This is a genomic window from Tardiphaga robiniae, assembly GCF_013359755.1.
Classification (GTDB): domain Bacteria; phylum Pseudomonadota; class Alphaproteobacteria; order Rhizobiales; family Xanthobacteraceae; genus Tardiphaga; species Tardiphaga robiniae.
The window spans coordinates 143936-169946 of sequence record NZ_JABMCJ010000085.1; the positions used below are offsets into that span (position 1 = coordinate 143936).

Annotated in this window: 27 protein-coding genes; 14 read left to right on the top strand and 13 right to left on the bottom strand. The window is 62.4% G+C overall.

Features of this window, described 5'->3' with window-relative positions; translation table 11 throughout:
• Position 1: 1 nt before the first annotated feature.
• On the top strand, positions 2-718 hold the full coding sequence (locus HP556_RS16280; protein ID WP_175367750.1) for an MgtC/SapB family protein: 717 nt from the start codon (positions 2-4) through the stop codon (positions 716-718).
• A gap of 106 nt (positions 719-824) precedes the next feature.
• Positions 825-1163, top strand: a complete 339-nt coding sequence (locus tag HP556_RS16285; protein ID WP_175367751.1) for a superantigen-like protein SSL4 — start codon at positions 825-827, stop codon at positions 1161-1163.
• Here HP556_RS16285 and HP556_RS16290 read toward each other — a convergent pair.
• Positions 1150-1380, bottom strand: a complete 231-nt coding sequence (locus tag HP556_RS16290; RefSeq protein ID WP_175367752.1) for a hypothetical protein — start codon at positions 1378-1380, stop codon at positions 1150-1152. The genes HP556_RS16285 and HP556_RS16290 overlap by 14 nt on opposite strands.
• Before the next feature lie 10 nt (positions 1381-1390).
• Here HP556_RS16290 and HP556_RS16295 point away from each other — a divergent pair, with 10 nt between their 5' ends.
• On the top strand, positions 1391-2131 hold the full coding sequence (locus tag HP556_RS16295; RefSeq protein WP_175367753.1) for an acetoacetate decarboxylase: 741 nt from the start codon (positions 1391-1393) through the stop codon (positions 2129-2131).
• Between the two features lie 121 nt (positions 2132-2252).
• Here HP556_RS16295 and HP556_RS16300 read toward each other — a convergent pair whose 3' ends face one another.
• From HP556_RS16300 to HP556_RS16330, 7 genes are all read right to left on the bottom strand, one after another.
• Positions 2253-2582 (bottom strand): GIY-YIG nuclease family protein, encoded by a 330-nt coding sequence (locus HP556_RS16300; protein WP_175367754.1) that lies wholly within the window; start codon positions 2580-2582, stop codon positions 2253-2255.
• 231 nt (positions 2583-2813) lie between these two features.
• Entirely contained in the window at positions 2814-4259 is a 1446-nt protein-coding gene (locus HP556_RS16305) for a homospermidine synthase (RefSeq protein WP_175367755.1), read from the bottom strand.
• 128 nt (positions 4260-4387) lie between these two features.
• Complete coding sequence (gene rnk, locus HP556_RS16310; RefSeq protein ID WP_089265783.1) at positions 4388-4792, bottom strand: nucleoside diphosphate kinase regulator; 405 nt, start codon at positions 4790-4792, stop codon at positions 4388-4390.
• Positions 4793-5063: 271 nt separating this feature from the next.
• Positions 5064-5450 carry a RidA family protein gene (locus HP556_RS16315; RefSeq protein WP_175367756.1) on the bottom strand — a complete coding sequence of 129 codons (387 nt, stop codon included), beginning with the start codon at positions 5448-5450 and terminating at the stop codon, positions 5064-5066.
• Between the two features lie 54 nt (positions 5451-5504).
• Positions 5505-6101: a GNAT family N-acetyltransferase gene (locus tag HP556_RS16320; RefSeq protein WP_175367757.1), complete on the bottom strand. Its 597-nt coding sequence runs from the start codon at positions 6099-6101 to the stop codon at positions 5505-5507.
• Positions 6102-6249: 148 nt separating this feature from the next.
• The gene (locus HP556_RS16325; protein ID WP_115032950.1) at positions 6250-7392 is read right to left on the bottom strand and encodes a type III PLP-dependent enzyme; all 1143 of its coding nucleotides are present in this window, start codon (positions 7390-7392) and stop codon (positions 6250-6252) included.
• An 874-nt stretch (positions 7393-8266) separates the two neighbouring features.
• Complete coding sequence (locus HP556_RS16330; protein ID WP_068728984.1) at positions 8267-8518, bottom strand: hypothetical protein; 252 nt, start codon at positions 8516-8518, stop codon at positions 8267-8269.
• A 131-nt stretch (positions 8519-8649) separates the two neighbouring features.
• Between HP556_RS16330 and HP556_RS16335 the strand changes: the two genes are divergently transcribed.
• The 6 genes from HP556_RS16335 (at position 8650) to HP556_RS16360 (ending at position 15474) form a co-directional block, all read left to right on the top strand.
• Complete coding sequence (locus HP556_RS16335; protein WP_175367758.1) at positions 8650-10740, top strand: M3 family metallopeptidase; 2091 nt, start codon at positions 8650-8652, stop codon at positions 10738-10740.
• A gap of 142 nt (positions 10741-10882) precedes the next feature.
• Positions 10883-11530: a DUF1007 family protein gene (locus tag HP556_RS16340; RefSeq protein WP_175367759.1), complete on the top strand. Its 648-nt coding sequence runs from the start codon at positions 10883-10885 to the stop codon at positions 11528-11530.
• Positions 11530-12687: a nickel/cobalt transporter gene (locus HP556_RS16345; RefSeq protein WP_175367890.1), complete on the top strand. Its 1158-nt coding sequence runs from the start codon at positions 11530-11532 to the stop codon at positions 12685-12687. Before HP556_RS16340 ends, HP556_RS16345 begins: the two co-directional genes overlap by 1 nt.
• A 71-nt stretch (positions 12688-12758) precedes the next feature.
• Positions 12759-13796 carry a ferrochelatase gene (gene hemH, locus HP556_RS16350; RefSeq protein WP_175367760.1) on the top strand — a complete coding sequence of 346 codons (1038 nt, stop codon included), beginning with the start codon at positions 12759-12761 and terminating at the stop codon, positions 13794-13796.
• Between the two features lie 234 nt (positions 13797-14030).
• Positions 14031-15020 (top strand): SPFH domain-containing protein, encoded by a 990-nt coding sequence (locus HP556_RS16355; protein ID WP_175367761.1) that lies wholly within the window; start codon positions 14031-14033, stop codon positions 15018-15020.
• Positions 15021-15030: 10 nt separating this feature from the next.
• Positions 15031-15474, top strand: coding sequence for an NfeD family protein (locus HP556_RS16360; RefSeq protein WP_175367762.1), 444 nt, complete (start codon positions 15031-15033; stop codon positions 15472-15474).
• Here the strand turns inward: HP556_RS16360 and HP556_RS16365 are convergent, their stop codons facing one another.
• A complete protein-coding gene (locus tag HP556_RS16365; RefSeq protein ID WP_115032956.1) occupies positions 15475-15816 on the bottom strand; it encodes a winged helix-turn-helix transcriptional regulator in 342 nt (113 codons plus the stop codon).
• An 86-nt stretch (positions 15817-15902) separates the two neighbouring features.
• Between HP556_RS16365 and HP556_RS16370 the strand changes: the two genes are divergently transcribed.
• Positions 15903-16451, top strand: a complete 549-nt coding sequence (locus tag HP556_RS16370) for a carboxymuconolactone decarboxylase family protein (RefSeq protein ID WP_175367763.1) — start codon at positions 15903-15905, stop codon at positions 16449-16451.
• A gap of 6 nt (positions 16452-16457) precedes the next feature.
• Here the strand turns inward: HP556_RS16370 and HP556_RS16375 are convergent, their stop codons facing one another.
• Positions 16458-17435: a KpsF/GutQ family sugar-phosphate isomerase gene (locus HP556_RS16375; RefSeq protein WP_420878675.1), complete on the bottom strand. Its 978-nt coding sequence runs from the start codon at positions 17433-17435 to the stop codon at positions 16458-16460.
• A gap of 342 nt (positions 17436-17777) precedes the next feature.
• Here HP556_RS16375 and HP556_RS16380 point away from each other — a divergent pair, with 342 nt between their 5' ends.
• Entirely contained in the window at positions 17778-19382 is a 1605-nt protein-coding gene (locus tag HP556_RS16380) for an outer membrane beta-barrel protein (protein ID WP_246297770.1), read from the top strand.
• A 33-nt stretch (positions 19383-19415) separates the two neighbouring features.
• On the opposite strand, the gene HP556_RS16385 is transcribed toward HP556_RS16380, so the two are convergent.
• On the bottom strand, positions 19416-19688 hold the full coding sequence (locus tag HP556_RS16385; protein WP_089266229.1) for a hypothetical protein: 273 nt from the start codon (positions 19686-19688) through the stop codon (positions 19416-19418).
• 199 nt (positions 19689-19887) lie between these two features.
• Between HP556_RS16385 and HP556_RS16390 the strand changes: the two genes are divergently transcribed.
• Positions 19888-21384, top strand: coding sequence for a sensor domain-containing diguanylate cyclase (locus HP556_RS16390; protein ID WP_175367766.1), 1497 nt, complete (start codon positions 19888-19890; stop codon positions 21382-21384).
• Positions 21385-21387: 3 nt separating this feature from the next.
• On the opposite strand, the gene HP556_RS16395 is transcribed toward HP556_RS16390, so the two are convergent.
• Positions 21388-22272 (bottom strand): UTP--glucose-1-phosphate uridylyltransferase, encoded by an 885-nt coding sequence (locus HP556_RS16395; RefSeq protein WP_068728967.1) that lies wholly within the window; start codon positions 22270-22272, stop codon positions 21388-21390.
• A 262-nt stretch (positions 22273-22534) separates the two neighbouring features.
• Here HP556_RS16395 and HP556_RS16400 point away from each other — a divergent pair, with 262 nt between their 5' ends.
• Positions 22535-23932 (top strand): lytic murein transglycosylase, encoded by a 1398-nt coding sequence (locus HP556_RS16400; protein WP_175367767.1) that lies wholly within the window; start codon positions 22535-22537, stop codon positions 23930-23932.
• 94 nt (positions 23933-24026) lie between these two features.
• Positions 24027-24992 carry a Bug family tripartite tricarboxylate transporter substrate binding protein gene (locus HP556_RS16405; RefSeq protein ID WP_115032964.1) on the top strand — a complete coding sequence of 322 codons (966 nt, stop codon included), beginning with the start codon at positions 24027-24029 and terminating at the stop codon, positions 24990-24992.
• Positions 24993-25044: 52 nt separating this feature from the next.
• Here HP556_RS16405 and HP556_RS16410 read toward each other — a convergent pair whose 3' ends face one another.
• Positions 25045-25932, bottom strand: coding sequence for a TauD/TfdA dioxygenase family protein (locus HP556_RS16410; RefSeq protein ID WP_175367768.1), 888 nt, complete (start codon positions 25930-25932; stop codon positions 25045-25047).
• Positions 25933-26011 lie beyond the last annotated feature (79 nt).

Sequence of the window (26011 nt, forward strand, 5' to 3'; positions counted from 1 at the left end):
CATGCGATTTTTGGCGACATTCCAGACTTACGACTTCCTCGACACGCTGCTCAGCCTGGCCACGGCCTTTGTGCTGGGCACGCTGATCGGTGCGGAGCGACAATATCGCCAGCGCACCGCGGGCCTGCGCACCAATGTGTTGGTGGCGCTCGGGGCGGCCGCTTTCGTCGATCTCGCAATGCAGCTGCACGGTGCCGATGGCGCGGTGCGCGTGATCGCCTATGTCGTCTCCGGCATTGGCTTTCTCGGCGCGGGCGTCATCATGAAGGAAGGCACCAATGTGCGCGGCCTCAATACGGCAGCGACGCTGTGGAGTTCGGCCGCGGTGGGCTCCTGCGCCGGCGCGGACATGATCGCACAGGCTATCGCGCTTACCGTTTTCGTGCTGGCCGGCAATACGCTGCTGCGGCCGCTGGTCAATGCGATCAACCGGGCGCCGCTGGACGCGAAGTCGTCCGAAGTGACCTATTACGTGCGGCTCACGGTCTCCCCCGAGGTGGTGCCCGAGATGCGCGAGCGCCTGCAGGAGGCGCTGGAAGCCGCAAAATATCCGGTCGGCGATGTCGATGTGATCGAGCAGAGCGACACCCAGCAGGAGATCGTGGCCACGCTGGTCTCGACGGCCGTCGATCCCAAGGAGCTGGATGCCGTGGCCGCCCGGCTCGAGGCGTATGCCGGCGTGCGCAACGCCACATGGGACGTCAGCACCAAGGACTAGTCGTCCAGAAGAAGTCCAGGGCGCCATAGGCGATCTGCGACTTTCCGGCTCGGGAACTTTGGCGGCCGGCTCCCGTTGTCACCGCACATTAACTGCGGTGGATGCCATGATCCCGACGACCCAGACGCGCGTGTTCCGGACGTATTTCACGATCGCGATCTTGGCGACCGCAGCAGGATTGGGCGCATCGACGTCGGCAATGGCGCGGCTCACGCTGACGCCACCATCCGCTCGATTTGCCCAGGCGACGCCGCCACTGCAGTCGACGCCTGGTGCCGAAAACAAGCCGTCGGCCCCCGCAGAACCCGCGACCACCGGCCAGCGCCCGCAGGAAACGCCGCCGCAGCCGGCGCGTCCGGATGCAGAAGCACGCGATGCCGGTGCCAAGCCGGCGCTGCCACCAGCGCCGGCTGAGAAGACCGCGCCGCCGATCACCACGAAATAGCGGAGCTTTCGAGGTCGCTGTCAAAGTCCCTCATGGTGAGGAGGCGCATTTGCGCCGTCTCGAACCATGAGGCCGGTTCTCCCAGTGTGCCGCCATCCTTCGAGACGCGCGCGAAGAGCGCGCTCCTCAGGATGAGGCCGGTGTTTGTTGACGCTGCCCGCACAATAGTCTCGCCAGTTTCATCGACCGCCTTCATACTCCCTGCCAACAGTTTCATAGGGGGCACCATGAAGATCGAAGATATCAGGCGTAACGCCTATTCGATGCCGCTGACCAATCCGTCGTTTCCGCGCGGGCCCTACAAATTCTACGACCGCGAATATTTCATCATCAGCTATCGCACCGACATGGACGCGCTGCAGGCCGTGGTGCCGGAGCCCCTGGAAATCATCGATAATATCGTGAAATATGAATTTATCCGCATGCCGGATTCCACCGGCTTCGGCGACTATACCGAGACCGGGCAGGCAATCCCTGTACGTCTCAACGGCGTCGAGGGCGTCTATATCCATTCGATGTATCTCGACGACGATGCGCCGATTGCCGGTGGCCGCGAGCTCTGGGGCTTCCCGAAGAAGCGCGCGACCCCGAAGATCGTGGTGGAGAGCGACGTGCTGGTCGGCACGCTGCATTACGGCTCCGTGCTCTGCGCGTCAGGCACTATGGGCTACAAGCACCGGCCGGTGGATCATGACACGGTGATGCATGCGCTGACGGTGCCAAACTTTATTCTGAAGATCATCCCGCATGTGGACGGCTCGCCGCGCATCTGCGAACTGGTGCGCTATCACCTGGAAGAGATCAATCTCAAGGAAGCCTGGACCGGGCCTGCCGCGCTTGGCCTGTTTCCACATGCGCTGGCGGATGTGGCGCGGTTGCCGGTGAAAGAGGTCGTGTCGGCATTGCACTTCAAGTGCGACCTGACGCTGGGATTGGGCGAAGTGGCGTTTGATTATCTGGCCAAATAGGAAGCGGGCGCCTCTGCCCGACCCTCATGGTGAGGAGGCGTTCTTGCGCCGTCTCGAACCATGAGGCCGAGGTGTCGAAGTGTGCGGCCATCCTTCGAGACGGCGCTGAAGAAGCGCCTCCTCAGGATGAGGGCTGAGCATGTTGTGGTTTCCGTAAGTGAGGTAACTTGCGTCGAGCAAGTTGCTTTAATATCGCGAAGTCGCCACGGATCAGCGCTTCTTTCTTCGCCCTGCTCCAGCGCTTGAGTTTACGCTCATTCTCGATCGCGTCGGTGATGCGCTCAAACCATTGCGAATACAACAGTTCGACAGGTCTGCGTGTAGACGTATAGCCGGGAAAGGTGCCGGCGTTGTGCTGGGCTATTCTGATGTCGAGCGAGGTGCGTGTGATGCCGATATAATAACTCCCGTCGGCACACCTCACGATATAGAGAAACGCACCGTCCAGCATGGATCGGCTCCATTCTCGGAGAAGTTGAAAGTTCCAATCTCGAGAATGGAGCAGTCGTTCGCACTGTCAAGCTGCTCTGCAGCCCAACCCTCACAGTGAGGAGGTGCTTCTTCAGTGTCGTCTCGAACCATGAGACCCCGGAGCTGCAGCTTGCGGCCATCCTTCGAGACAAAAATGGCGGCTGCGAGATGCAGCCGCCATTTGCTCCTCAGGATGAGGGCGGAGTGTTCGCTACCGCACCAGCACGTTCTTGAACTGCCACGGATCGCTCGTATCGATATCTTCCGGGAACAGGCCCGGGCGGCCTTCGAGCGGCGTCCAGTCGGTGTAGTAGCCCTTCACCGGGCCGAGATAGGGTGTCTGGATCTCCAGCAGCCGCTCGAAGTCGATCTCGTCGGCCTCGACGATGCCTTCGGTCGGGTGCTCCAGCGCCCACACCATGCCGCCGAGCACGGCCGAGGTCACCTGCAGGCCGGTGGCGTTCTGATAGGGCGCGAGTTCACGCGTCTCCTCGATGGAGAGCTGCGAGCCGAACCAGTAGGCATTGTTGTCGTGGCCGTAGAGCAGCACACCGAGTTCGTCGATACCGTCGACGATTTCGTTTTCGTCGAGGATGTGGTGCTTCGTCTGCATCTTGCCGGAGCCGAACATCTCGTGCAGCGACAGCACGGCATCGTCCGCCGGGTGATAGGCATAGTGGCAGGTCGGCCGGAACACCGCGGTGCCCGACGCGTCACGCACCGTGAAATAATCGGAGATCGAGATCGACTCGTTGTGGGTGACGAGGAAGCCGTATTGCGCGCCGCGCGTCGGGCACCAGGTGCGCACGCGCGTATTGGCGCCGGGCTGCATCAGGTAGATCGCAGCGCCGCAGCCGGCCTCATGGGTGTGTGCATTCTCCGGCATCCACTTTTCATGGGTGCCCCAGCCGAGTTCGGACGGCTGCACGCCTTCCGAGAGGAAGCCTTCGACCGACCAGGTGTTGACGAAGACCTCCGGCGGCTTCGGCGACTTGGAGCGTTGCGTGTCGCGCTCAGCGATGTGGACGCCCTTGATGCCGGCCTGCCGCATCAGGTCCGCCCATTCGGCCTTGGTCTTCGGCTGCGGGGCGTTGAGCTTCAGGTCGGAGGCGACATTCAGCAGCGCCTGCTTGACGAAGAAGGAGACCATGCCGGGATTGGCGCCGCAGCAGGAGACCGCCGTGGTCGAGCCGGGCTTGCGGGCCTTCTTGGCGGCCAGCGTCGTTTCGCGCAAAGCGTAGTTGGAGCGCGCTTCGGCGCCCTTCGATGCGTCGAAATAGAAGCCGAGCCAGGGCTCGTTGACCGTGTCGATGTAGAGCGCGCCGAGCTCGTTGCAGAGCTCCATGATATCGACCGAGCCGGTATCGACCGACAGGTTGACGCAAAAACCCTGGCCGCCGCCCTCAGTGAGGAGCGGCGTCAGCAGTTCGCGATAATTCTCCCTGGTCAGCCCCTGCTGGATGAAGCGCAGGCCATGCTTGTCGCACAGCGCCTTGCGGCCTTCATCCTTGGGGTCGAGCACGGTGATGCGCGACTTGTCGTAGTCGAGATGCCGCTCGATCATCGGCACCATGCCCTTGCCGATCGAGCCGAAGCCGACGATCACGATGGGGCCAGTGATCTTCGCGTAGATCGGCGAGGCGGGGGATGAGGACATCAGCTTCTAACTCCAGACAGGATCAAGATGAACGCGCTGCGTCGTGCGCGGTTGGGAAAGGACAGTGACGATGTGACATCAGAATGAAATTTCGGGAATGAAATCTCGATGCCGGTATTAAATGCAGCTCAGCGCCGTATGCCGACCGAGAGAACGGTCAGCGAACGTGGTTCCCCCGAGGGCGTCTCGAATGTAATGGACTGCCCCGCAGAAAGGCCGATAAGCGCGGCTCCGATCGGGGTCAATACCGAAATTCGCCCGGCGTCCACGTCGGCGGAGGTCGGATAGACGAGTGTGACGTGCTTTTCCTGCCCGCTGATATCGTCGCGGAACGTCACATCGGACTCCATGCCGACGATTCCGGGCAATGGATGAGTATCGGGCACGATCGTCGCGCGCTCAACTTCGCCGGCCAGAAAGTCGGCGGTCACGGGGGACTTCTCTGCAGCGGCCTCGGCCAGTACGCCGAGACGCTCACCGTCGCTGCGGCGGAGTGTGATGGGCGGCAGCTCAGTGCGAAGGGAATGGATCATGGGTTTCACAGCCAAATGACGCCCGGCGCGCAAAGCGCCCGAGCATGCCAAGAATGATGAGGATGTTGAAATCGAACAAGCCCGGACGGCACGCGCGCGTGCGCCCGGGTCACATTCCTGCTTGAAGGTGACCGGCGCGGAGCAGTAAGCGGTTGCGGGGCAGGTTCGTCATGATGGCCGAAACCTATGTATCCTGCAGTGAAAGTCAACCGGCGATGGCGCCGTTGCGAGCAGCGACGTCAAACGGGTGTGCCTGACGCGCGGTTGACGATCAGCTGCGCCGCTTGGCGGTGACTTCGATTTCGACTTTCATCTCGGGCTTGTAGAGCCCGGAGACCACGAGGAGCGTGGCAGCGGGCCTGATCTCGCCGAGATGGGCACCGGTCACCGCGAACACCTTGTCGGCGTCGCTGGCGTCCGTGATGTAGTAGATCGCACGCACGATATCGGCCATGGCAAAGCCGGCCTCCTTCAGCGCGGCTTCGATAGTCTTGAAGCAGTTCTGTGTCTGTGCCGTGATATCTGCCGGCAAGATCATGGTGGTGTAATCGTAGCCGGTGGTTCCGGACACGAAGCAGAAATCGCCGTCGACCACCGCACGGCTGTAGCCAGCGGTCTTTTCGAATGGCGATCCGGTGGAAATCAGTTTGCGCGTCATTACCAGGCTCTCCTGCAGAGGTGAGCTCCGCAATGCCGTGCCTTGGTGGTCAAATCAAGCTGCGTGGGCCAGATCGGCAGGCTCAGCAGCCTTGCGGACCCATTTACCGCTTCCGAAGATGATGCCGCGGGCGCCATCCAGCGCTCCGGGCTTCAGCTCGAGGCCGAGCAGGCGATCGCGCTCGAACGGCCCCGGCAGCGCCAGATCGGTCATTTTCCGGGGCATGAAGCCGAAGCGGGCGTAATAGGGCGCATCGCCGAGCAGCACGATGGCGCCATGGCCGCGCGCCGAGGCCTCGGCGATCGCGTGATTCATCAACGCGGCGCCAAGGCCAAGGTCGCGGGCACCCGGATCGACCGTCAGGGGGCCGAGCATCAGTGCAGCTCGGCCCCCGGCGTCGACATGCCAAAGCCTGATCGTGCCGACCAGCCTGCCTTGCACCACCGCCGAGAAGGCCAGGCCTTCGGCGGGCAGTCGTCCGTCACGCAGTCGCTGGCAGGTGCGGGCATGGCGCGAAGCGCCGAAGCACACATCCAGCAGAGATTCACGGGCGGCGACGTCGGAGCCACGTTCCGCACGGATCTCGTACGAAGGGGCTGCGATGGGCAAAGCAACAGTGTTGTTGGTGGCGGTCTCGTGCAGATCGGTCATGGCATGTCGGTCCCCACTCCGTTTTTCACACGGAGTGTTGTCATCCAGAATTGGAAGGTGACGGGATGAGAGCCGGCGGGCCGGCTCTCCGATTAGTCATATCCGGGGTGGATGCCGGATATAGTGAGCGAACTTAAATTTGCAACGCTCAGATATGGAAGGTGCGCAGCGGCGGGAAGCCGTTGAACGCCACTGCCGAGTAGGTCGACGTATAGGCGCCGGTGCCTTCGATCAGCAGCTTGTCGCCGATCTCGAGAGTCACGGGCAGCGGATACGGCAGCTTCTCATACATCACGTCGGCCGAATCGCAGGTCGGGCCGGCGAGCACGCAGGGCGTCATCTCGGCGCCGTCATGCGGCGTCTTGATGGCGTAACGGATCGACTCGTCCATGGTCTCGGCGAGACCGCCGAACTTGCCAATGTCCAGGTAAACCCAGCGCACGTCGTCCTCGTCGCTCTTCTTGGAGATCAGAACGACTTCGGTCTCGATGATGCCGGCATTGCCGACCATGCCGCGGCCCGGCTCGATGATGGTCTCCGGGATCGCGTTGCCGAAATGCTTGCGCAGCGCACGGAAGATCGAACGGCCGTACTGCACGACCGCCGGGACTTCCTTGAGGTACTTGGTCGGGAAGCCTCCGCCCATATTGACCATGGAGAGGTTGATCCCGCGCTCGGCGCAGTCACGGAACACCGACGAGGCCATCGCCAGCGCGCGGTCCCATGCCTTCACCTTGCGCTGCTGCGAGCCGACATGGAACGAAATGCCATAGGGCTCCAGGCCAAGACGCTTGGCGAGGTCCAGCACGTCGACAGCCATTTCCGGATCGCAGCCGAACTTGCGCGACAGCGGCCACTCGGCGCCGGCGCAATCGTAGAGAATGCGGCAGAACACGCGGGCGCCAGGAGCTGCACGCGCGATCTTCTCGACCTCGGCGGCGCAGTCGACCGAGAACAGGCCGATGCCGAGCGCGTGGGCGCGCGCGATATCGCGTTCCTTCTTGATGGTGTTGCCGAAGGAGATGCGGTCCGGCGTGGCGCCAGCGTCGAGCGCCATCTGGATTTCCTGCACCGACGCACAGTCGAAGCACGAGCCCATCGAGGCCAGCAGCGACAGCACTTCCGGCGCCGGGTTTGCCTTCACCGCGTAAAACACGCGGCTATCAGGCAAAGCCTTCGCAAAGCTCTGGAAGTTGTCGCGCACGACTTCGAGGTCGACGACGAGGCACGGCTCGACATCGGTGCCCTCGTTGCGGCGGGCGCGGAGGAATTCCTGAATACGTTCGGTCATAGCACTCTCCCAAACGGCCCCGCGAAAGGGTCACGTTCAAAAAATGATGACGGTTCAGCGCTTTCGGACCCAGACACGCGATGGAGGCGTGACAAAGCCAAAAGTACAGACCGTAAGTGCTGCCGTGGATTGGTTGGGGGTGACCCTACCGCACACCTGGCAATGAAGGACAAGCCTCTTCGGTATTCGCGCTGGCTGTTGGAAAGCCAGCAGAGACCAAAAAAGCCCGCTCCGTCGTTGCTTTAAGTCGCGTCCCCCGTTGAGAACGAGGTGCGCCGGTTCGCCTCCGGCTGCCAGTCACGGTTGCAAAGAACAAAGTCACCTTCAACGGCATCTCTGGAGAGAGATGCTGGCCTTTCGCAAAACTCCGCGAACGACCCTCGGCTTCTTCATCCCTTGGCGGCTGTCCGGCCTCTTGTCCGGATACCTACCGACTGACACACGACCACAGGCACGTGCGAAATTGGGCAAGACCGGAAATAGGTTCTTTGACCCTGGTACGCAACAATTTTTTTGGGCTGTGGGGCATTTTATTCAACGCCATCGCGCGGCGTTGCAAACGAGACGCACTCAGCGCGCTCAACATGAACGGATGTTAAGTTCGGTTAAGGAATTGGCGTAGTCTGGGGCTGGCGTGGAGTGCTGAACTACACCAGCGTCATGGTCCTGTAGTCGTCCTCTCGTGCGGCTCTCATCTCGCTCTCGGTGTCGTCCTCCGCGAGAGGGAGGATCCCGTAAACGCTACAGCTAGCGACGAATCACGAGCAGCCCGGGTGACTGGCGCTCGACTCAAGCACGCAGTTGGGCGCCCGGCCGGGCGACGACAGTTGAGTGTGAGGAAGCCGGAGAGTGGAGCTGCGCGGGCGCGCAGCGATCAGCCGCGACGGGTGAACGGCTCGATCCGTGCGGCGGTGCGCAGGAAGGCGACCATGATGGCGACGCCGCACAGGAACAGGCAGACCTGCAGGATGTGCTCGCCGGTGGTGGAGAGGCCGAACAGGATCGACAGCGCCCAGCCGCCCGCGAAGGCGGCGCCGAACACTTCCGCGCCGATCAGGATCGCCGCCGAGATGACGGTGATGACGCTGGGCCAGTAGATGCGGCGAGGGGCGGTGGAGGTGGTCATATTCTCAAGGTCCTGTTTCGAGCCGCAATCTCTCCGAAAAAGCCTGCTGCGGCAAGCACTAAAGGGCCCAAAAAAGCCCCATCGCGTGGTATAGATCGACGCATTCTATGGGCCTCAAAGCAGGATTTCTTATGTCAGAAACGTCGGTCTCGCCGGTTGCGTCGAAAGGTCTCGAAAATCCGCTTCTGAAAGCCTGGCAGACCCCGTTCGAGACCCCGCCGTTCGACGAGATCAAGCCCGAGCACTTCATGCCGGCCTTCGAACAGGCGTTTTTCGATCATTCGGCCGAGATTGCCGCGATCGTGAACGATCCGGCGGCGCCTGACTTTGCCAATACGATCACGGCGCTGGAGCGCTCCGGCAAGTTGCTCAGCCGTGTGGCGTCGGTGTTCTACGATCTGGTGTCGGCGCATTCCAATCCGGCGATCCTGGAGATCGACAAGGACGTGTCGTCGCGGATGGCGCGGCACTGGAATCCGATCATGATGAATGCCGTATTGTTCGGCCGCATCGTGGCGCTCCACGACAAACGCGCCGAGCTCGGCCTCACCACCGAGCAGATGCGTCTCCTGGAGCGGACCTATACCCGCTTCCACCGCTCCGGCGCCGGCCTCGACGAGGCCGCCAAGGCGCGGATGGCTGAGATCAACGAGCGTCTCGCGCATCTCGGCACCAGTTTCAGCCATCATCTGCTCGGCGACGAGCAGGAGTGGTTCATGGAGCTGGGCGAAGGCGATCTCGATGGGCTCGCCGAGAGCTTCGTCGCCTCGGCCAGGGCCTCGGCTGACGAGCGCGGCATGACTGGCAAGGCGATCATCACCACGTCGCGGTCCTCGATGGAGCCGTTCCTGAAAAGCGCGGCGCGGCGCGACCTGCGCGAGAGGGCCTACAAGGCCTTCATCCAGCGCGGCAACAATGGCAACGCCAACGACAACAACGAGACCATCGTCGAAATCCTGAAGCTGCGCGAGGAGACCGCGAAGATCCTGGGCTTCCCGACCTTCGCGGCCTATCGTCTGGAAGACTCCATGGCGAAGACGCCGGAGGCGGTGCGCGGTCTGCTGGAGCGGGTCTGGAAGCCGGCGCGTGCCCGCGCGCTGGCCGATCGCGATGCGCTGCAGGAGCTGATCGCGGAGGAGGGCGGCAACTTCAAGCTCGCCGCCTGGGATTGGCGCTATTACGCCGAAAAGCTGCGCCAGCGCCGCGCCAATTTCGATGATGCGGCGATCAAGCCGTATCTGACGCTCGACAACATGATCGCGGCGCAATTCGATACCGCGACGCGCTTGTTCGGGATCACCTTCGCCGAGCGCAAGGACGTGCCGGTCTGGCATCCCGACGTCCGCGTCTGGGAGGTCAAGGACGCCTCGGGCGCGCTCAAGGCGATCTTCTATGGCGACTATTTCGCCCGCCCGTCGAAGCGCTCCGGCGCCTGGATGACCTCCCTGCGCGACCAGCAGAAGCTCGACGGCGACGTCGCGCCGCTGGTGCTGAATATCTGCAACTTCGCCAAGGGCACCGACGGCCAGCCATCGCTGCTGTCGCCGGACGATGCGCGCACGCTGTTCCATGAATTCGGCCATGGCCTGCACGGGATGCTGTCCAACGTCACCTATCCCTCGCTGTCGGGGACGTCGGTGTTCACCGACTTCGTCGAACTGCCGTCGCAACTCTATGAACACTGGCAGGAGCAGCCGCAGGTGCTGCAGACTTTTGCCAAGCACTACCAGACCGGCGAGCCGCTGCCCGACGATCTGCTGAAGCGGTTCATCGCTGCCCGCAAGTTCAACCAGGGCTTTGCCACGGTGGAGTTTGTGTCGTCCGCGCTGATCGATCTTGAATTCCACACCCAGCCGGCGTCGGCCAGCGTGGACGTCGCGGCCTTCGAGAAGAAGGAGCTGGAGAAGATCGGCATGCCCGAGGAAATCGCGCTGCGACACCGGCCGACGCAATTCGGGCACATCTTCTCCGGCGATCATTATGCGTCTGGCTACTACAGCTACATGTGGTCCGAAGTGATGGATGCAGATGCCTTCGGCGCCTTCGAGGAAGCCGGCAACATCTTCGATCCCGCAGTGGCCAAGCGGCTGCATGACGACATCTATTCGTCGGGCGGTTCGGTCGATCCGGAGGCGGCCTATATCGCGTTCCGCGGCCGTGCCCCCGCGCCGGATGCGCTGCTGCGGCGGCGTGGTCTGCTGGAAAAGCCCGAGGCAGCGTGAGGCAGGTGTCGTGACCTCTCAATTTGTCATCCCCGCGAAGGCGGGGATCCATAACCTCCGAGCATGTGATGAAGCGATGCGGTTAGCCCCACGGATCAACAGTAAGACGGCGTGTATGGATCCCCGCCTTCGCGGGGATGACATGCGGAGGTTGTTGAGGTCGCTAGCGGGAATCTTCGCCCTGCTGTTCGCCTTCACAGCCGGCATCACCGTTGCCTCCGCCCATCCCCACGTCTTCGTCACGGCATCCAGCGAATTGATCTACGCGCCGGATGGCACCATCACCGGCGTGCGCCATGCCTGGGTATTCGACGACATGTTCTCGACCTATGCGTTGCAGGGCATCGAGAGCAAGACCAAGGGCGTCTATACCCGCGAGGAACTGGCGCCGCTGGCCCAGACCAATGTGGAGTCGCTGAAGGAATTCGCCTTCTTCACCTTCGCCAAGGTGGAGGGCAAGAAGCAGCGCTTCAACGATCCCGTCGACTATTATCTGGAGAAGCGTGACGCCGCGCTGGTGCTGCACTTCACGCTGCCGTTCAAGACACCGTTCAAGGCCAAGAAGATGGAACTCGAAATCTTCGATCCGAGCTTCTTCGTCGATTTCGGTCTGGAGAAGAAAGACCCCATCAAGCTGGCCGGCGCGCCGGCCTCCTGCACGATGGCGATCCAGCGCCCGTCGGACGGCGCCGCCAAGGCGCAGACCATGAACGAAGACACTTTCATGAATGGCGAGAACAGCAATTACGGCGCGATGTTCGCCAACAAGATCACGGTCGATTGCCCATGATGTTCGAGAAGAAGACGATGCGCTGCGTGCTGTTAGCCGGCGCCGTGCTGGCCGTCGCGTCAGTGATTGCCGACGGCGGGCTGCATAGTGTGTTGGCCCAGAATCCGTTCGGCGCGCCGAAGGGCGTGCCGGATTCGCAGGTCGGCGGCATCATCGGCTGGTTGCTCACCAAGCAGTCCGAATTCTACCGGGCGATGTCGGCGACCATCCGTGCCGCAAAGTCCGACGGCAGCGCCGTGTGGACGCTGCTGGCGATTTCCTTTGCCTATGGCATCTTCCACGCCGCCGGACCCGGGCACGGCAAGGCGGTGATCTCGTCCTATCTGGTCGCCAATGAAGAGACCGCCAAGCGCGGCATTGCGCTGTCCTTCGTCTCGGCGCTGATGCAGGCGCTGGTGGCGGTATTGATCGTCGGCATTGGTGCCTGGCTGCTGAATGTCACGGCCAAGACCATGTGCAGTACCGAGCGCTGGGTGGAGATCGCCAGCTATGGCCTGATTGCGGCGTTCGGCGCGCGTTTGGTCTGGAGCAAGGGGCGCGGGTTCTTCCGCGCCTTGCGACCGTCGCTGCCGGCCGCCGGCCCGCAGCTCGCGATGGCGCATGCCAGCGCGTCCGCGCATACGCACGATCACGGCCATGACCACCATCACCATGAGCACGCTCATGGCCACGCGCATGCTCATGCGCACGCCCATTCGGCCCATGCCGAGGCGACGGCTTCAGCACATGCGCACCATGACCACAGTCATCACGATCACGTTCATGACGAGCATTGCGGCCATTCCCATGGCCCGACGCCGGATCAGCTCGCTGGCCCCGGTGGCTGGGCGCGTGGATTATCGGCGGTGTTCACGGTAGGCATCCGGCCGTGTTCCGGCGCGATCCTCGTGCTGGTCTTCGCGCTGGCGCAGGGCATGTTCTGGGCAGGCATCGCTGCGACTTTCGTGATGGGCCTGGGAACCGCGATCACCGTGGCAACCATTGCCGTCATCGCCGTCTCCGCCAAGGGCCTCGCCGGCCGTCTGGCCGGTGGCCGCGATGGCAGTGGTGCGCTGGTGATGCGGGGGATTGAGTTCGGCGCGGCGGCGCTGGTGATGCTGTTCGGCGTTGGCCTGCTGCTGGGCTATGTCGCGGCCGAACGCGTCACCTGTTTCTGATCGCTGTTCTGCCCTGATGGACAGTCCGTCGTCTTGACAAGGTCCAGCCAAAGCGCGAAGCCACCGGCATCATGACAAATGTCGTTTCCCTTGAGCAGCCACCGGCCTCCACCCTGGAGATACCGGAACGCGTCGGCGTCTTGCTGGTCAATCTCGGAACTCCCGACACGGCGGATACCCGCGGCGTGCGCGTTTATCTCAGAGAGTTCCTGTCCGATCCGCGCGTGATCGAGAACCAGGGCCTGTTGTGGAAGCTGATCCTCAACGGCATCATCCTGACCACGCGGCCGCGCCGTAAGGCCAAGGATTATCTGAAGATCTGGAACACGGAGAAGAACGAGTCTCCGCTGAAGACGATCACCCGCGCGCAGTCCGACAAGCTGGCCGTGTCGCTGGATAGTCATACCCATCTCGTGGTGGACTGGGCGATGCGCTACGGCAATCCGTCGATCCGTTCCCGCATCGCTGAACTCACCGCAAAAGGCTGCGACCGCATTCTGGTGGTGCCGCTCTATCCGCAATATTCGGCGGCGACCTCTGCGACCGTCTGCGACGAAGTGTTCCGCGTGCTCGGCACCATGCGTGCGCAGCCGACCCTGCGGGTCACGCCGCCTTATTATGATGAGCCGGATTATATCGGCGCGCTGGCGATCTCGATCGAGAAGCATCTGGCGACGCTGTCATTCGTGCCGGAAATGATCGTGGCGTCGTTCCACGGCATGCCGCAGAAATACATCGACAAGGGCGACCCTTATCAGGCGCAATGCGTGGCCACGACCGAAGCGCTGCGCAAGCGGCTCGGACCGGATGCGCCGAAGCTGCTGCTGACCTTCCAGTCCCGTTTCGGCTTCGATGCCTGGCTTCAGCCCTATACGGACAAGACCATCGAGCAGCTCGCCAAGGACGGCGTGCGTCGTATTGCCGTGGTGATGCCGGGCTTCTCGGCCGACTGCCTGGAGACGCTGGAAGAAATCGCGCAGGAGAATTGCGAGATCTTCATGCATAATGGCGGCGAGCAATTCTCTGCGATCCCCTGCCTCAACGACAGCGACGAGGGCATGGACACGATCCGTCAGCTCGTGCTGCGCGAGCTGCAGGGCTGGATCTAAGGGCGCTCCAACCCATCCACGTCATTGCGAGCGCAGCGAAGCAATCCAGAAGCCACAAGCGAAGACTGGATTGCTTCGTCGCAAGGGCTCCTCGCAATGACGGCTGAGAGGTCCGTGGCTCGCGATCACGTCGGCGCTCTCGCTTTTCCCGATTTCGAACCTTAAAATCCTCCACGCCGACAAAACAACGAGGCGCCATATGTTGCGCGTCCATTTTGCCGCAGGGAGACTTTGATGTCCGGTTTCGACATTTTCGCCATCGCCGTTGTGTTGCTGATCATCTTCACGCTGTTTGCCGGCGTGAAGACCGTGCCGCAGGGCTATGACTGGACCATCGAGCGCTTCGGCAAATTCACACGCACGCTGTCGCCGGGCCTCAATCTCATCATCCCTTATTTCGACCGCGTCGGTCGCAAGATGAACATGATGGAGCAGGTGATCAGCATCCCCGAGCAGGAAGTGATCACCAAGGACAACGCCACCGTCACCGTGGACGGCGTCGCGTTCTTCCAAGTGTTCGACGCGGCCAAGGCAAGCTACGAAGTGTCCGACCTCAATCAGGCTATCATCGTGCTGACCATGACCAACATCCGCTCGGTGATGGGCTCGATGGATCTCGATCAGGTGCTGTCGCATCGCGACGAGATCAATGAGCGGCTGCTGCGTGTCGTCGATGCCGCGGTGTCGCCATGGGGCCTCAAGGTCAACCGCATCGAGATCAAGGACATCGTGCCGCCGGCGGACCTCGTCGAGGCGATGGGCCGGCAGATGAAGGCCGAACGCGTCAAGCGTGCCGATATTCTGCAGGCCGAGGGTCAGCGCCAGTCGGAAATTCTCCGTGCCGAAGGTGCCAAGCAGGGCCAGATCCTGCAGGCGGAAGGGCGCCGCGAGGCTGCGTTCCGTGACGCCGAGGCACGCGAGCGTTCCGCAGAGGCCGAAGCCAACGCAACGCGGGTGGTGTCGGAGGCGATTTCGAAGGGTGACGTTGCGGCGCTGAACTACTTTATCGCCGACAAATACATCAAGGCGTTCGGCCAGCTTGCGGAATCGCCGAACCAGAAGGTCATCATGCTGCCGGTGGAAGCCATGAGCATGCTGGGCTCGCTGGCCGGCATCGGCGAGATAGCCAAGGCGACCTTCGGCGAGAACTCGACCTCGGCCCAGGCTGCCGCGCGCCGCAGCGGATCAGTGCCGCCGGCTGGTACAACGCCGCCGCGCAGCTAGGGATTTCGCAATGGCCGAAATGTTTGTCACTTTGGGGAGCTGGAACTGGCTGATCTTCGGCGTGCTACTGATGGCGCTGGAGCTGCTGGCGCCCGGCGTTTTTATGTTCTGGCTCGGGCTGTCCGCATTCCTGGTCGGCGTGCTGTCCTTCATCGTCACGCCGTCCTGGCAGGTGCAGATCCTGCTGTTCGGATTGTTCGCCGTTGCCGCCGTTCCGCTGTGGCGGCGGATCGCGCGTCAGAAGCCCGGCGCCAATCCGAATCCGTTCCTCAACAAGCGCTCCGATGCGCTGGTCGGCCGTGTCTGCACGCTGGATCGGCCGATCGTGGACGGTGAGGGCATCGTACGCATCGACGATACGGTCTGGCGCGTCAGTGGCCCGGATACGCCGGCCGGGACGCGGGTAAAGATCGTGAAGGCGGATGGGGCCAGTCTGACGGTGGACGTGGCCTGATCAGTCAGCCGCCAGCGATTTGCTCCACCGCTCCGCAAAGTGATGCAGTGGCAGGAAGGTGTCCTGCAACTCCCGGCCTGTATCCGTCAGCCCATAGCCGTCCGGCTGCAGCGCGATCAGACCCGCGTCTCTGAGATCGCTCAGGCGTGCCTGGAGAACGGTAGGGGAGGCGTCGTCGCAAGCCTCGCGCAGCGCCCGCGAGGTCAGGGAGCGCTCACGCAACTCCCAGAGAATGCGCAGCGTCCAGCGCCGGCCCAGCAGGTCGAGCAGCGCCATGATCGGTCGGCCGGTCGTTGAGCCGCGCACACCGCGTCTGGGCGGCTTGGAAACGGACTTTGCCATCACATTACTTTCTTGCAGGACTCTCTTGCAGGGCGCTACAAAATATGTAGCATGTCGCTACGATTATTGTAGCGCAGGAGTTGGGCATGTCACGCATCGCGCCGCTGCAGCCGCCTTATGCTTCCGACATTCAGACGCAATTCGATGCGATCATGCGCGGGGCGCCGCCGCTGATGCTGTTTCGCGTGATCGCCGGTCATCCGAGGGCATGGAGCAAATTTCGTGCAGCTGGCCTGCTTGATCGCGGACCGCTGTCGCTGCGGGAGCGCGAGATTGTCATAGATCGCACCTGCGCACTGACCGGATGCGAATATGAATGGGGCGTCCATGTCGCGACCTTTGCAGACGCGGCGAAGCTGACGGAAGCGGAGGTGAGGGCGACCGTTGATGATGACGCACAAGCGACATGCTGGTCGTCAGCAGAGCAAGCTCTGATTGCGGCAGTCGATGCGCTGCATCACCGCGCCACGCTCAGCGATGAGGAGTTCAAGACGCTGGCCGCTCACTACGATGACGCGAAAGTCTTCGAGATCATCCTGCTGTGTGGATTCTATCGTACGGTGTCGTACATCGCGAACGGCTTGGCATTGCCACTCGAAGCGAATGCGGCAAGGTTCCTGCGAACTGCCAGCTAACGTGGCTTACGCCACGCCTGCCCGCAGCAGATCATGCAGATGCACGATGCCGACGGGTTTTCGCGCATCCGTCACCAGCAGTGCGGTGATCTTCGACGAGTTGAGGATTTCCAGCGCCTCGCCGGCGAGCAGGTCGCGGCTGATGGTCTTGGGATTCTTGGTCATGACTTCATCGACCGAGACCGTCATCAGGTCGGCGCGCATGTGACGGCGGAGATCGCCGTCGGTGACGATGCCGACCACATGGCCGTTGCCATCGGTGATGCCGACGCAGCCAAAGCCCTTCGAGGACATTTCCACCAGCGCATCGGACATCTTGGTGCCGAGCGGCTTGAGCGGCACGGCGTCGCCCGAATGCATGAGGTCGCGGGTGTATTTCAGCATTGCGCCGAGCTTGCCTCCGGGGTGCAGCACGCTGAAATCCACCGACGTAAAGCCACGGCCTTCCAGCAGCGCGATCGCCAGCGCGTCGCCCATCGCCAGCATCATCAGCGACGACGTCGTGGGCGCGAGATTATGCGGGCAGGCCTCGCGCGCCTTCGGCAGCGTCAGCGCGACATCGGCGGCCTCGGCCAGCGTCGAGGTGGCTTCGGAGGTGATCGCGACCACGGCGATCTTGAAGCGCTTGGCATAGGTGATGAGGTTCTTCATCTCCGGCTGCTCGCCGGACCACGACAGCGCCATGATGACGTCGTCGGGCGTGATCATGCCGAGATCGCCATGGCTGGCTTCGGCGGCATGGACGAAGAAGGCGGGCGTACCGGTCGATGCGAAGGTCGCGGCGATCTTGCGGCCAATATGGCCGGACTTGCCGAGGCCCGTGATGATCAGGCGGCCTTTGGCCTTGAGGATCAATTCAGCGGCCGCGACGAAGGCCGGGCCGAGGTCAGATTGCAGTGCGGTGGCCAGCGCAGTGACGCCGCTTGCTTCGGCCTCCAGCGTCCGCAGCGCCGAGGCAATCGCTTCAATGGCTTGATCGCTCATCGCTGCCGTCGTTTTCGTCGGAAGGCCGGGTGTCTTGGAGAGGGGCATCAATCGCATCCTGGGGCCGTAAATTGTCCGGCTGTGTCGCCGTCCTCTTAGCACGGCTGGGCCTGCCTGGCGAAACCCCGCCGATGCGATCTCAACGGGCCATTAACCATAAGCGTTTTAACTCCCTTAACCATGAGTTGTCGCGCGCGCCTCCGGCGTCGCTCTTGGTGGATTTTGTAAGCTTTTGATAGTGTTGGAGTTTTTCTGATCGTGAGGATGGGTCGAGTACGCGACCGCTGCAACCGCGCCTGGGCCAACGGCGCGGTTTCGGCATGTCTGTGCCTGAGCCTCCTCATGCCATCTCCGGCATTCTCGCAAGCATTGACGTCAGACCTGCTGGCGCCGGTCCCGGGCGGCTTCGTGTCACCGCAGAACCTGCCGACGCGCCGGACGACGGATGCGCCGCTTCAGCCAAATGGAACGCTGCAGAGCAGCCAGCTATCGCCGGATCGCCTGCCACAGTCGATCATCACACCACCCATACCCGCCGCATCGGGCGCCGCCGGCACCGGATTCGATGCGCTCAACCGCAAGCGCAAGCAGATCAAATATTATCCGGGCGCGAAGAAGCCGAAGCCGCCGGTGGGCCCCGGCAGCCCGCCGCCGCCGCTGGTGCCCGAAACGCGGCCGTCACCGCCATCGGCCAAGGCCGCCAAGCCTCCCGTCGCCCCATCGGTTGCCGGCACGGTGGTGGGTCAGCCGCCGCGCCGGCGATTGCCGATTGATCCCGATCCCTATGCCCCGACCGGCGTGCGCGTCGGCAGCTTTCTTGTGAAGTCAGCCGTGGAAATCTATGGCGGTTTCGACAACAATCCGGCGCGTTTCGTGCAGCCGAAGGGGTCGTCGTTCTACAAGGTCGCGCCGGAGCTGCTGGCCGCAACCGACTGGACGCGGCACTCGATCATCGTGGATCTGCGCGGATCCTTCACCGGCTATGAGAAGCAGTTTCCCGCAGCGCCATTCCAGACTTCGCCGGCACCCGAAAATGTCGATCGCGCCGAATTCAACGGCAAGATCGCCGGTCGTCTCGATGTCGCCCGCGACCTGCGCGTTAACAGCGAAATGCGTATGCGCGTCGGCGCGGATAATCCGGGCAGCCCGAACATTCAGGCCGGCTTGAAGGAGTTCCCGCTGTTCACGACGACTGGTGGGTCGCTCGGGGTCGAGAAGGACTTCAACCGCCTTCAGATCAAGGTCGATGGTCTCGTCGATCGCACTGTCTATCAGGATTCGAAACTGACCGACGGCACCCAGACCAACAACAATGACCGTAATTTCAATCAGTATGGCGGCGTCGGCCGCGCCACCTATGAAGTGCTGCCGGGTCTGAAGCCGTTCGCCGAAGTCCAAGGCGATGTGCGCGTGCACGACGATCGGGCGGATCGCTTCGGCTATCTCAGGGATTCCAGCGGCGGCTATATCAAGGCCGGCACGACGTTTGAATTCACGCGTCTGCTGACGGGCGAAGCCTCAATCGGTTATGCAGCGCGCAGCTATACGGATACGCGGCTGGAGGTTCTCAAGGGCCTGCTGACGTCAGCGTCGCTGATCTGGACGGCCACACCGCTGACGACCGCGAAATTCGTCTCGACCACGTCGATCGACGAGACGACCGTTCCCGGCGTTCCCGGCATTCTCACGCGCACCTATACGGTCGAGGTCAATCACGACTTCCGGCGCTGGCTGACGGCCACGGGCAAGTTCACTTACGTGACGCAGGATTATCAGGAAAACTTCCGCTTCGATAAGATCTACTCGCTGCAGGGTGATCTCGTTTACAAGCTGAACCGTGAAATCCAGCTCAAGGCGCAGGTGCGCCGCGATATCCTGGATTCAAACATCCTTGGCGCGAGTACGGCCTCGACCGTGGTGATGCTGGGCGTGAGACTGCAGCGGTAGCCGTCAAAATCGCTGGGCGCCACGTCGCTCGTCCTAATTCCACTTCCGCATGAACTTGGCCGTCTTCCGGCGAAATTTCACACCGGAGCCATCGGGCAATCGGATGGCGATGAAGCCGGCTGCGATACAGGCCTCACGCTGCGGCATGTGCTCATCGGGCGCGCGCTCGGTTTCCCACCACGAGGCCCGGTGCGACGCGCGCGGCAGCGCGTCGTCGATGATCTCCTCGATCGCATCCATGCTCAGCACGAATTCGTCCTTGGTCTGGCTGGCCAGGTAGGCGCGGAGCAGGTCGTAGTCAGGCACGGAATTGTCCTCGGTATAGTCTCGCAAACGTCATACGCGCCCGCGCGATCAGGCGCTACAGCGCGATTTCGGTAAATCGACATCGGAAGTGCGTCATCCGAGCATTTTCCGCAACCGTTCGTTAACGCCGTGTGGAACCCAAAGCCGGTACTTAAGCGCTCGGCAAGCATTCACGTGCGATCCGTGGGGTACGGAGCACATGATGAAGTCGGGGAATGCAAGCACGGGAATTCGACGCTGGCCGTTATCGGCCAAGCTGTTGATTCTGTCGTCGCTGGTCACGATCATTGGCTTTTCGGCCGTTTGCGGCACTGTGATGCTCGATATGCGCCGCGGCGAGGAAGCGCTCGCGCGACAGACTGCCGAGAACCTCGCCACCTCCATCGATTCTGATATAGGTCGAACTGTTGAACAATACGATCTGTCGTTGCGCGCTGTCATTTCCGGCATCAATACGCCCGAGATCGACAAGCTCAGCAAGGAAATGCGCCAGTTGATCCTGTTCGACAATGCGGCATCAGCGCGCCAGTTCGCATCCATTCAGGTGTTCGATGCGCATGGCGATCTTATCATCGATGCGGCATCGCTCGATCCTGCCAAGCAGAGCAGTGCCGACGAAGAGTTCTTCAAGGTACACAAGTTCGACGGCGAGCGCGGGCTCTATGTCAGCAAGCCGATGCTGCACCGGGGCGCGTATTCCGTCGTGCTGAGCCGCCGCATCACCGACGTCGATGGCAATTTTGCCGGCGTCGTCGCGGGTGCCATCCGGTTCGCCTATTTTCATGATCTGTTCGGCCGCTTGCGGCTGAACAAGGACGACAACATCACAGTGATCCGCCGCGACGGCGTCGTCATCATGCGTACGCCGTTCGATCTCGACGTGGTCGGCAGGGATCTGAGCAAGACCCCCGGCGTGATGCGGGCGCTGAGCCGGTCCAACGGGTCGTATTCGGGCGTCGGTGTCGTTGACCAGATCGAGCGCCTCTATGTGTGGCGCGACAGCGGTCGGCCGTTGCTCGTGATCGTCGGCCGGCCGTGGGCCGGCATCTACAGTCTGTGGTATCAGCAGGCGATCAAGATCGGCGGCATCATGCTGGCGCTGATTATCTTCATCACCGCGGTGACACTGTTCCTGGCGCGCGAAATAGGCCGCCGCGCGCACGCAGAGCACAAGCTCGAAGAACTGGCCACGACCGATGGTCTCACTGGACTGCGCAATCGCCGCAAATTCGATGCGGCGATGGAGCTGGAATGGCGCCGTGCCATCAGGCATTCACGGCCGATGGCACTGCTGTTGATCGACGCCGACCATTTCAAGGTTTTCAACGACAGCTTCGGTCATCAATCCGGAGACACCGCCCTGATCGCGATCGCGAATTGCATCGCAGGAGCGGCGAAGCGCGCCGGCGACTGTGCCGCGCGCTATGGCGGGGAAGAGTTCGCCGTGCTGCTACCCGGTGCGACCGTGCAGGATGCCTATGAGGTTGCCGAAACCATTCGGCGCCGCGTCGAGCAGGTGCCGGCCGATCCTGCGATGCTCACGGTCAGTGTCGGCGTCGCCAGCGTGAAGCCGCTGGTGACGATGGAGTGGACGGGATTGGTGGAGGCCGCCGACAAGGCGCTCTATGCGGCGAAGGCCGCAGGCCGCAATCAGTGTGTCATCGCAGGCGATGCGCATCAGGCGATTGCAGCCTAGCGCTTACTCTCCGAGGTAACGCAGCATTTCGGCGCGCAGACCTTCGCGCAGATCAGGGCGTTGCAGGCCGAACGCGATATTGGCGCGCAGGAAGCCCGACTTCGAACCGCAATCGTGCCGCTCGCCTTCGAATTCCACGCCGTAGAACGACTGGCTCTTGGCGAGGCCGATCATCGCATCGGTGAGCTGGATTTCGCCACCCGCGCCGCGCTCCTGGGTCTCCAAAATTTTGAATATCTCCGGCTGCAGGATGTAGCGGCCGGTAATCGAAAGGTTGGACGGCGCGGTGCCCTTCGGGGGTTTCTCGACCATGCCGTCGATGGTGAAAGCGGCTTCGTGAGTTGGGTGGCGCTCGCCGACACCGCAGATGCCGTATTGATGCGTCATGTCCATCGGGACTTCCTCGACGGCAACGAGGTTGGACTTTTCGCCAAGCGCTCCCGCGATATCGACCATCTGCTTCAGGCAGCCCGGGGAATTCAGCACCAGTTCGTCCGGCAGCACCACGGCGAAGGGCTCATTGCCGACGATATCGCGGGCACACCACACAGCATGGCCAAGCCCGAGCGGCGCCTGCTGGCGCGTGAAGCTCATTGCGCCGGCGGCAGGCTGGGACAGCGCCAGCTGTTCGATCTCGGCAGACTTGTTGCGGCTCTTGAGTGTCTCGTCGAGCTCGAACATGCGGTCGAAGTGATCTTCGATGATGCCCTTGTTGCGGCCGGTAACGAAGATGAAATGCTCGATGCCGGCCTCGCGGGCTTCGTCGACCACATATTGGATCAACGGCCGATCGACGATAGTCAGCATTTCCTTCGGCATCGCCTTGGTGGCGGGAAGGACGCGGGTGCCGAGGCCGGCGACCGGAAAAACGGCTTTGCGAATTTTCATCAGGGGACTTTGCAATGACCTTGGAGGGGAACGACGCAGGCAGGCCAACGAAGATTGCGCCTGCTGGTTCCGTTTGCAACCGGGAACAAAGGCGGATGTGTGGTGCCGGGCTACATGTCTGCAATTATCCTTTCTGCCGCGCGGCACGTCCGCCCAGCCAGGCAAAACTGGAATAGTGTTAAGCTGATGGAAACCCTCACCGGGCCTCCTGTCATGCCACAGTCATGACCAAATTCCGGTCAGATTCCCGAGATGGATAGTGATGAAATCTGCGAAGAAGATGGCGCGTAGCCTGACATGCGGTGTAGCTGCGCTCGGCGCAGTTTTGCTTACGGCAGCCCTGCCCGTGGCGGCGCAGGCGCAGAGCAAGAGCGGCCCTTTCAGCCTGTTCGACAATATCTTTAGCGGATCGTCGCAGACCCAGGACCCGCCGCCACAGGCGGCACTGCCCGGCGCGCCCGGAGCGCAGCCCTGGAGCGGCGAGGACGGCGCATCCGGCCATCCGCTGATGACTGCACAGGCAATCCGCGAGGCCGCTGGTAATTTCGATAACTGCATTGCCGGACTGTGGCCTGATGCCGCACGCCGCGGCATCTCGCAGGACAGCTATCAGCGTTTCACCGCCGGGCTGACGCCGGATCTGCGAATCATGGACCTGATGGATTCGCAGCCGGAATTCACCAAGGCGATCTGGGACTATCTCGACATCCTGGTGAACGACAACCGAATGGCCAAGGGCCGCGAGGTGCTGGCGCAGTACAAGACCATTTTCGATGCGGCCGAGAAGGCCTATGGCGTCGATCGCTACATCGTCGCGTCGATCTGGGGCATCGAGTCGAACTACTCGACGATGATCGGCGATCGCAGTGTGCTGCGCTCGACGGCGACGCTAGCCTGCGTCGGCCGCCGCCAGGCCTATTTCAAGGATGAGTTTCTGGTTGCTCTGGAAATCCTGCATCGCGGCGATCTGAGGCCTGAACAGATGCGCGGCTCTTGGGCTGGCGCATTCGGCCCGACCCAGTTCATGCCGACCGCGTTCAAGCGCTTCGCGGTGGACGGCGACGGTGACGGCCGCCGCGACGTGGTGGACAATCCGACCGATCTGATCTTCTCGACCGCCAACAACCTGAAAAAGGATGGCTGGCAGAGCGGTCAGACCTGGGGCTACGAGGTCGTCGTGCCACAAGGCTTCAACTACATGCTGGCCGACAAGGCCAAGGCGATGACGCTGCCGCAATGGGAGCAGCTTGGCCTCAAGCGGGCCAACAACCAGCCGTTTCCGCGCATGACGGAAAAGGCCTATCTACTCGCGCCCGCCGGTTCGCAGGGGCCGGGCTTCCTGATGCTGACGAATTTCCGCGTCATCATGAAATACAACCCGGCTGAAGCCTATGCGATGGCTATCGGCCATTTTGCCGATCGCCTGCGCGGCGGTCCGCCTTTCGTGCAGCCATGGCCGCGTCAGGAGCGCGTGCTATCCCGCGCAGAACGGCTTGAGCTGCAGCAGCTGCTGGCGCAGCGCGGCTTCTACAAGGGCACGCCGGACGGCCAGTTCGGCGGCCAGACCCGTGAAGCCTTGCGCAATTTCCAGGCCTCCGTCGGCGCGCCTGCTGATGGGTTTGCATCATCGGAGATGCTGGATCGGCTCCGGGTGAGATAAGCGCCCTGCGCAGAGGGCCATAGCGCATAACATTATACCGCAGTGCAGCATGCGTGTTAGGCTGCTCCCCTTGATGCATTCTTGGGGACTATCGATGTTGAACAGGCGCACGCTGCTGGCCGGGTTGTCGGCAAGCCTTCTTCCATTTCAGGCTAAAGCGGCGTGGCCGGAACGGTCCATCACCCTGCTGCACGGTTTCGCGCCGGGCGGCGGCACCGACGCAACCTCGCGTGTGCTCGCCGAAGGTCTGTCGAAAATTCTCGGCCAGACCGTGGTGGTCGAAACCAAGCCCGGCGCCGGCACGACGCTCGCCGGGGCGCAGCTCGCCCGCTCGGCGCCTGACGGCTACACGATCTCGCTGATCACCGCGACCTATGGCGCGTCGTCGGCCTTCTACAAGAGCCTGCCTTACAAGCCGGTCGATGACCTCAAGGGTATCTGCCAGGTCTCCGAAGCGCCCTACATGTTCTCGTGTAATGCGGACGCGCCCTTCAAGAATCTCGCCGAGTTGATCGCTTCTGCAAAGAAGCAGCCGGACAAGCCGCTCACTTACGGCACGCCCGGTGTCGGCTCGGGCCCGCATCTGATCGTCGAGCAGATCGGGCAGTTGGCCGGCGTGAAGTTTCAGCACATTCCGTTTCGCGGCGGCGCTCAGGCCGTTGTCGAAGTCCTCGCGGGGCGCATCGACTTCATGGTCGATCCGCCGATCTCGATGATCGAGCAGATCAAGGCCGGCAAGTTCCGCGCACTCGCGGTGACGACGGCTGAACGCTTCCCGTCTTTCCCCGATATTCCCACCGTGGCCGAAGCGGGCTTTCCCGGCTACGCCGCGCCGGGCTGGTACAGCCTCGTTGGCCCGGTCGGCCTTCCCGACGACGTCGTGGCAAAGTTGAACGCTGCGACGGTCACACTGCTCAAGGATGAGAGCGTGAAGGAGCGGCTGCTGTCGCTCGGTAGCCAGGCTAAGGCCTCGCAGCCGAAGGAGGTCATCGATCTCCTCGCCTCCGACGTGAAGCGCTGGAGCGAGGTGCTGGAGAAGGCAAAGATCGAGCGGATCTAGAACGCACACAGGCGTGCCGCATCGTGCGGCGCGCCTGTCTTTGAACGGCAGGTTATTCCGCCGCCTGCTGCGCCACCGTCGGCGCATTGCCGGCGACTGTGGCCCGGCGCATGTCGCGCGGCTGCGACTGGTCGTAGCGGCGGACGCGATGCATGGTCTGGCGATTGTCCCACATCACGAGATCATGCAGCGTCCATTTGTGGACATAGACGAATTGCGGCTGCGTGGCATGCTCATTGAGATCGTGCAGCAGCACGCGGGCTTCGGGCACCGACATGCCCTGGATCGCGCCGGCATGCGACGACAGATACAGCGACTTCCGGCCATGCACCGGATGCGTGCGCACCAGCCGTTGCAGCACCGGCTTGAACATCTCTTTTTCTTCGTCGGTGTAGTCGAGAAAGCCGAGCGCGCCGCGCGACGTCATCAGCGAGTGTTCGCAGATCATGTCCTCGATCTCGGCCTTGGCATCACCGTCGAGCGCATCATAGGCCGCGCGCATGTCGGCGAATTCGGTATTGCCACCCTTCGGGTTGACCACGCGCGCCGACAGTAGCGAGAATTTTGCGGGGATAGGCCGGAAGGAACTGTCGGAGTGCCACAGGCAGTTGCCGAGATTGAACAGGTGTGCCCGGCTGTCTTTCGGCAGCGGCTTGCCGTCCTTGCCGAGATTGGATACGTCGGCGAGACCCGATGTCAGCCGGTAGTCTTCCTTCTTGGTGACGGAGCCGCCTTTTCGATTCTCGCGCTCACCGAAATTCTGTGCGAAAGCGAGTTGCTGTTCGTCGGTGATATCCTGCGTGGGGAATATCAGAACAGCGTAGTTATCCATGCCGCGCTCGATGGCGGCGGCGTCATCGGGGCTGATGGGCCTCGTCAGGTCGACGCCGGTCACTTCGCCGACGAACAAGGGATGCAGTTTGCGGATCGTCACGGGCATTGCAGATTTCCTCCGTGTGGAATGGTTGACCCATTCGATTGCGGCTTCCAGCGATGCCGTGCCGCTTGAGAAAAATGCT

Excerpts from the sequence above, each read along its gene's own strand:
- HP556_RS16355 (WP_175367761.1), top strand. The coding sequence starts at position 14,031 with ATGTCCGGTTTCGACATTTTCGCCATCGCCGTTGTGTTGCTGATCATC.
- HP556_RS16375 (WP_420878675.1), bottom strand. The coding sequence starts at position 17,435 with ATGAGCGATCAAGCCATTGAAGCGATTGCCTCGGCGCTGCGGACGCTG.
- HP556_RS16335 (WP_175367758.1), top strand. The coding sequence starts at position 8,650 with ATGTCAGAAACGTCGGTCTCGCCGGTTGCGTCGAAAGGTCTCGAAAAT.
- HP556_RS16370 (WP_175367763.1), top strand. The coding sequence starts at position 15,903 with ATGTCACGCATCGCGCCGCTGCAGCCGCCTTATGCTTCCGACATTCAG.
- HP556_RS16290 (WP_175367752.1), bottom strand. The coding sequence starts at position 1,380 with ATGAAACTGTTGGCAGGGAGTATGAAGGCGGTCGATGAAACTGGCGAG.
- HP556_RS16285 (WP_175367751.1), top strand. The coding sequence starts at position 825 with ATGATCCCGACGACCCAGACGCGCGTGTTCCGGACGTATTTCACGATC.
- rnk (WP_089265783.1), bottom strand. The coding sequence starts at position 4,792 with ATGATCCATTCCCTTCGCACTGAGCTGCCGCCCATCACACTCCGCCGC.
- HP556_RS16295 (WP_175367753.1), top strand. The coding sequence starts at position 1,391 with ATGAAGATCGAAGATATCAGGCGTAACGCCTATTCGATGCCGCTGACC.
- HP556_RS16330 (WP_068728984.1), bottom strand. The coding sequence starts at position 8,518 with ATGACCACCTCCACCGCCCCTCGCCGCATCTACTGGCCCAGCGTCATC.
- HP556_RS16405 (WP_115032964.1), top strand. The coding sequence starts at position 24,027 with ATGTTGAACAGGCGCACGCTGCTGGCCGGGTTGTCGGCAAGCCTTCTT.
- HP556_RS16365 (WP_115032956.1), bottom strand. The coding sequence starts at position 15,816 with ATGGCAAAGTCCGTTTCCAAGCCGCCCAGACGCGGTGTGCGCGGCTCA.
- HP556_RS16390 (WP_175367766.1), top strand. The coding sequence starts at position 19,888 with ATGATGAAGTCGGGGAATGCAAGCACGGGAATTCGACGCTGGCCGTTA.
- hemH (WP_175367760.1), top strand. The coding sequence starts at position 12,759 with ATGACAAATGTCGTTTCCCTTGAGCAGCCACCGGCCTCCACCCTGGAG.
- HP556_RS16325 (WP_115032950.1), bottom strand. The coding sequence starts at position 7,392 with ATGACCGAACGTATTCAGGAATTCCTCCGCGCCCGCCGCAACGAGGGC.
- HP556_RS16380 (WP_246297770.1), top strand. The coding sequence starts at position 17,778 with ATGCCATCTCCGGCATTCTCGCAAGCATTGACGTCAGACCTGCTGGCG.
- HP556_RS16395 (WP_068728967.1), bottom strand. The coding sequence starts at position 22,272 with ATGAAAATTCGCAAAGCCGTTTTTCCGGTCGCCGGCCTCGGCACCCGC.
- HP556_RS16315 (WP_175367756.1), bottom strand. The coding sequence starts at position 5,450 with ATGACGCGCAAACTGATTTCCACCGGATCGCCATTCGAAAAGACCGCT.
- HP556_RS16305 (WP_175367755.1), bottom strand. The coding sequence starts at position 4,259 with ATGTCCTCATCCCCCGCCTCGCCGATCTACGCGAAGATCACTGGCCCC.
- HP556_RS16340 (WP_175367759.1), top strand. The coding sequence starts at position 10,883 with ATGCGGAGGTTGTTGAGGTCGCTAGCGGGAATCTTCGCCCTGCTGTTC.
- HP556_RS16300 (WP_175367754.1), bottom strand. The coding sequence starts at position 2,582 with ATGCTGGACGGTGCGTTTCTCTATATCGTGAGGTGTGCCGACGGGAGT.
- HP556_RS16280 (WP_175367750.1), top strand. The coding sequence starts at position 2 with ATGCGATTTTTGGCGACATTCCAGACTTACGACTTCCTCGACACGCTG.
- HP556_RS16400 (WP_175367767.1), top strand. The coding sequence starts at position 22,535 with ATGAAATCTGCGAAGAAGATGGCGCGTAGCCTGACATGCGGTGTAGCT.
- HP556_RS16410 (WP_175367768.1), bottom strand. The coding sequence starts at position 25,932 with ATGCCCGTGACGATCCGCAAACTGCATCCCTTGTTCGTCGGCGAAGTG.
- HP556_RS16345 (WP_175367890.1), top strand. The coding sequence starts at position 11,530 with ATGTTCGAGAAGAAGACGATGCGCTGCGTGCTGTTAGCCGGCGCCGTG.
- HP556_RS16320 (WP_175367757.1), bottom strand. The coding sequence starts at position 6,101 with ATGACCGATCTGCACGAGACCGCCACCAACAACACTGTTGCTTTGCCC.
- HP556_RS16360 (WP_175367762.1), top strand. The coding sequence starts at position 15,031 with ATGGCCGAAATGTTTGTCACTTTGGGGAGCTGGAACTGGCTGATCTTC.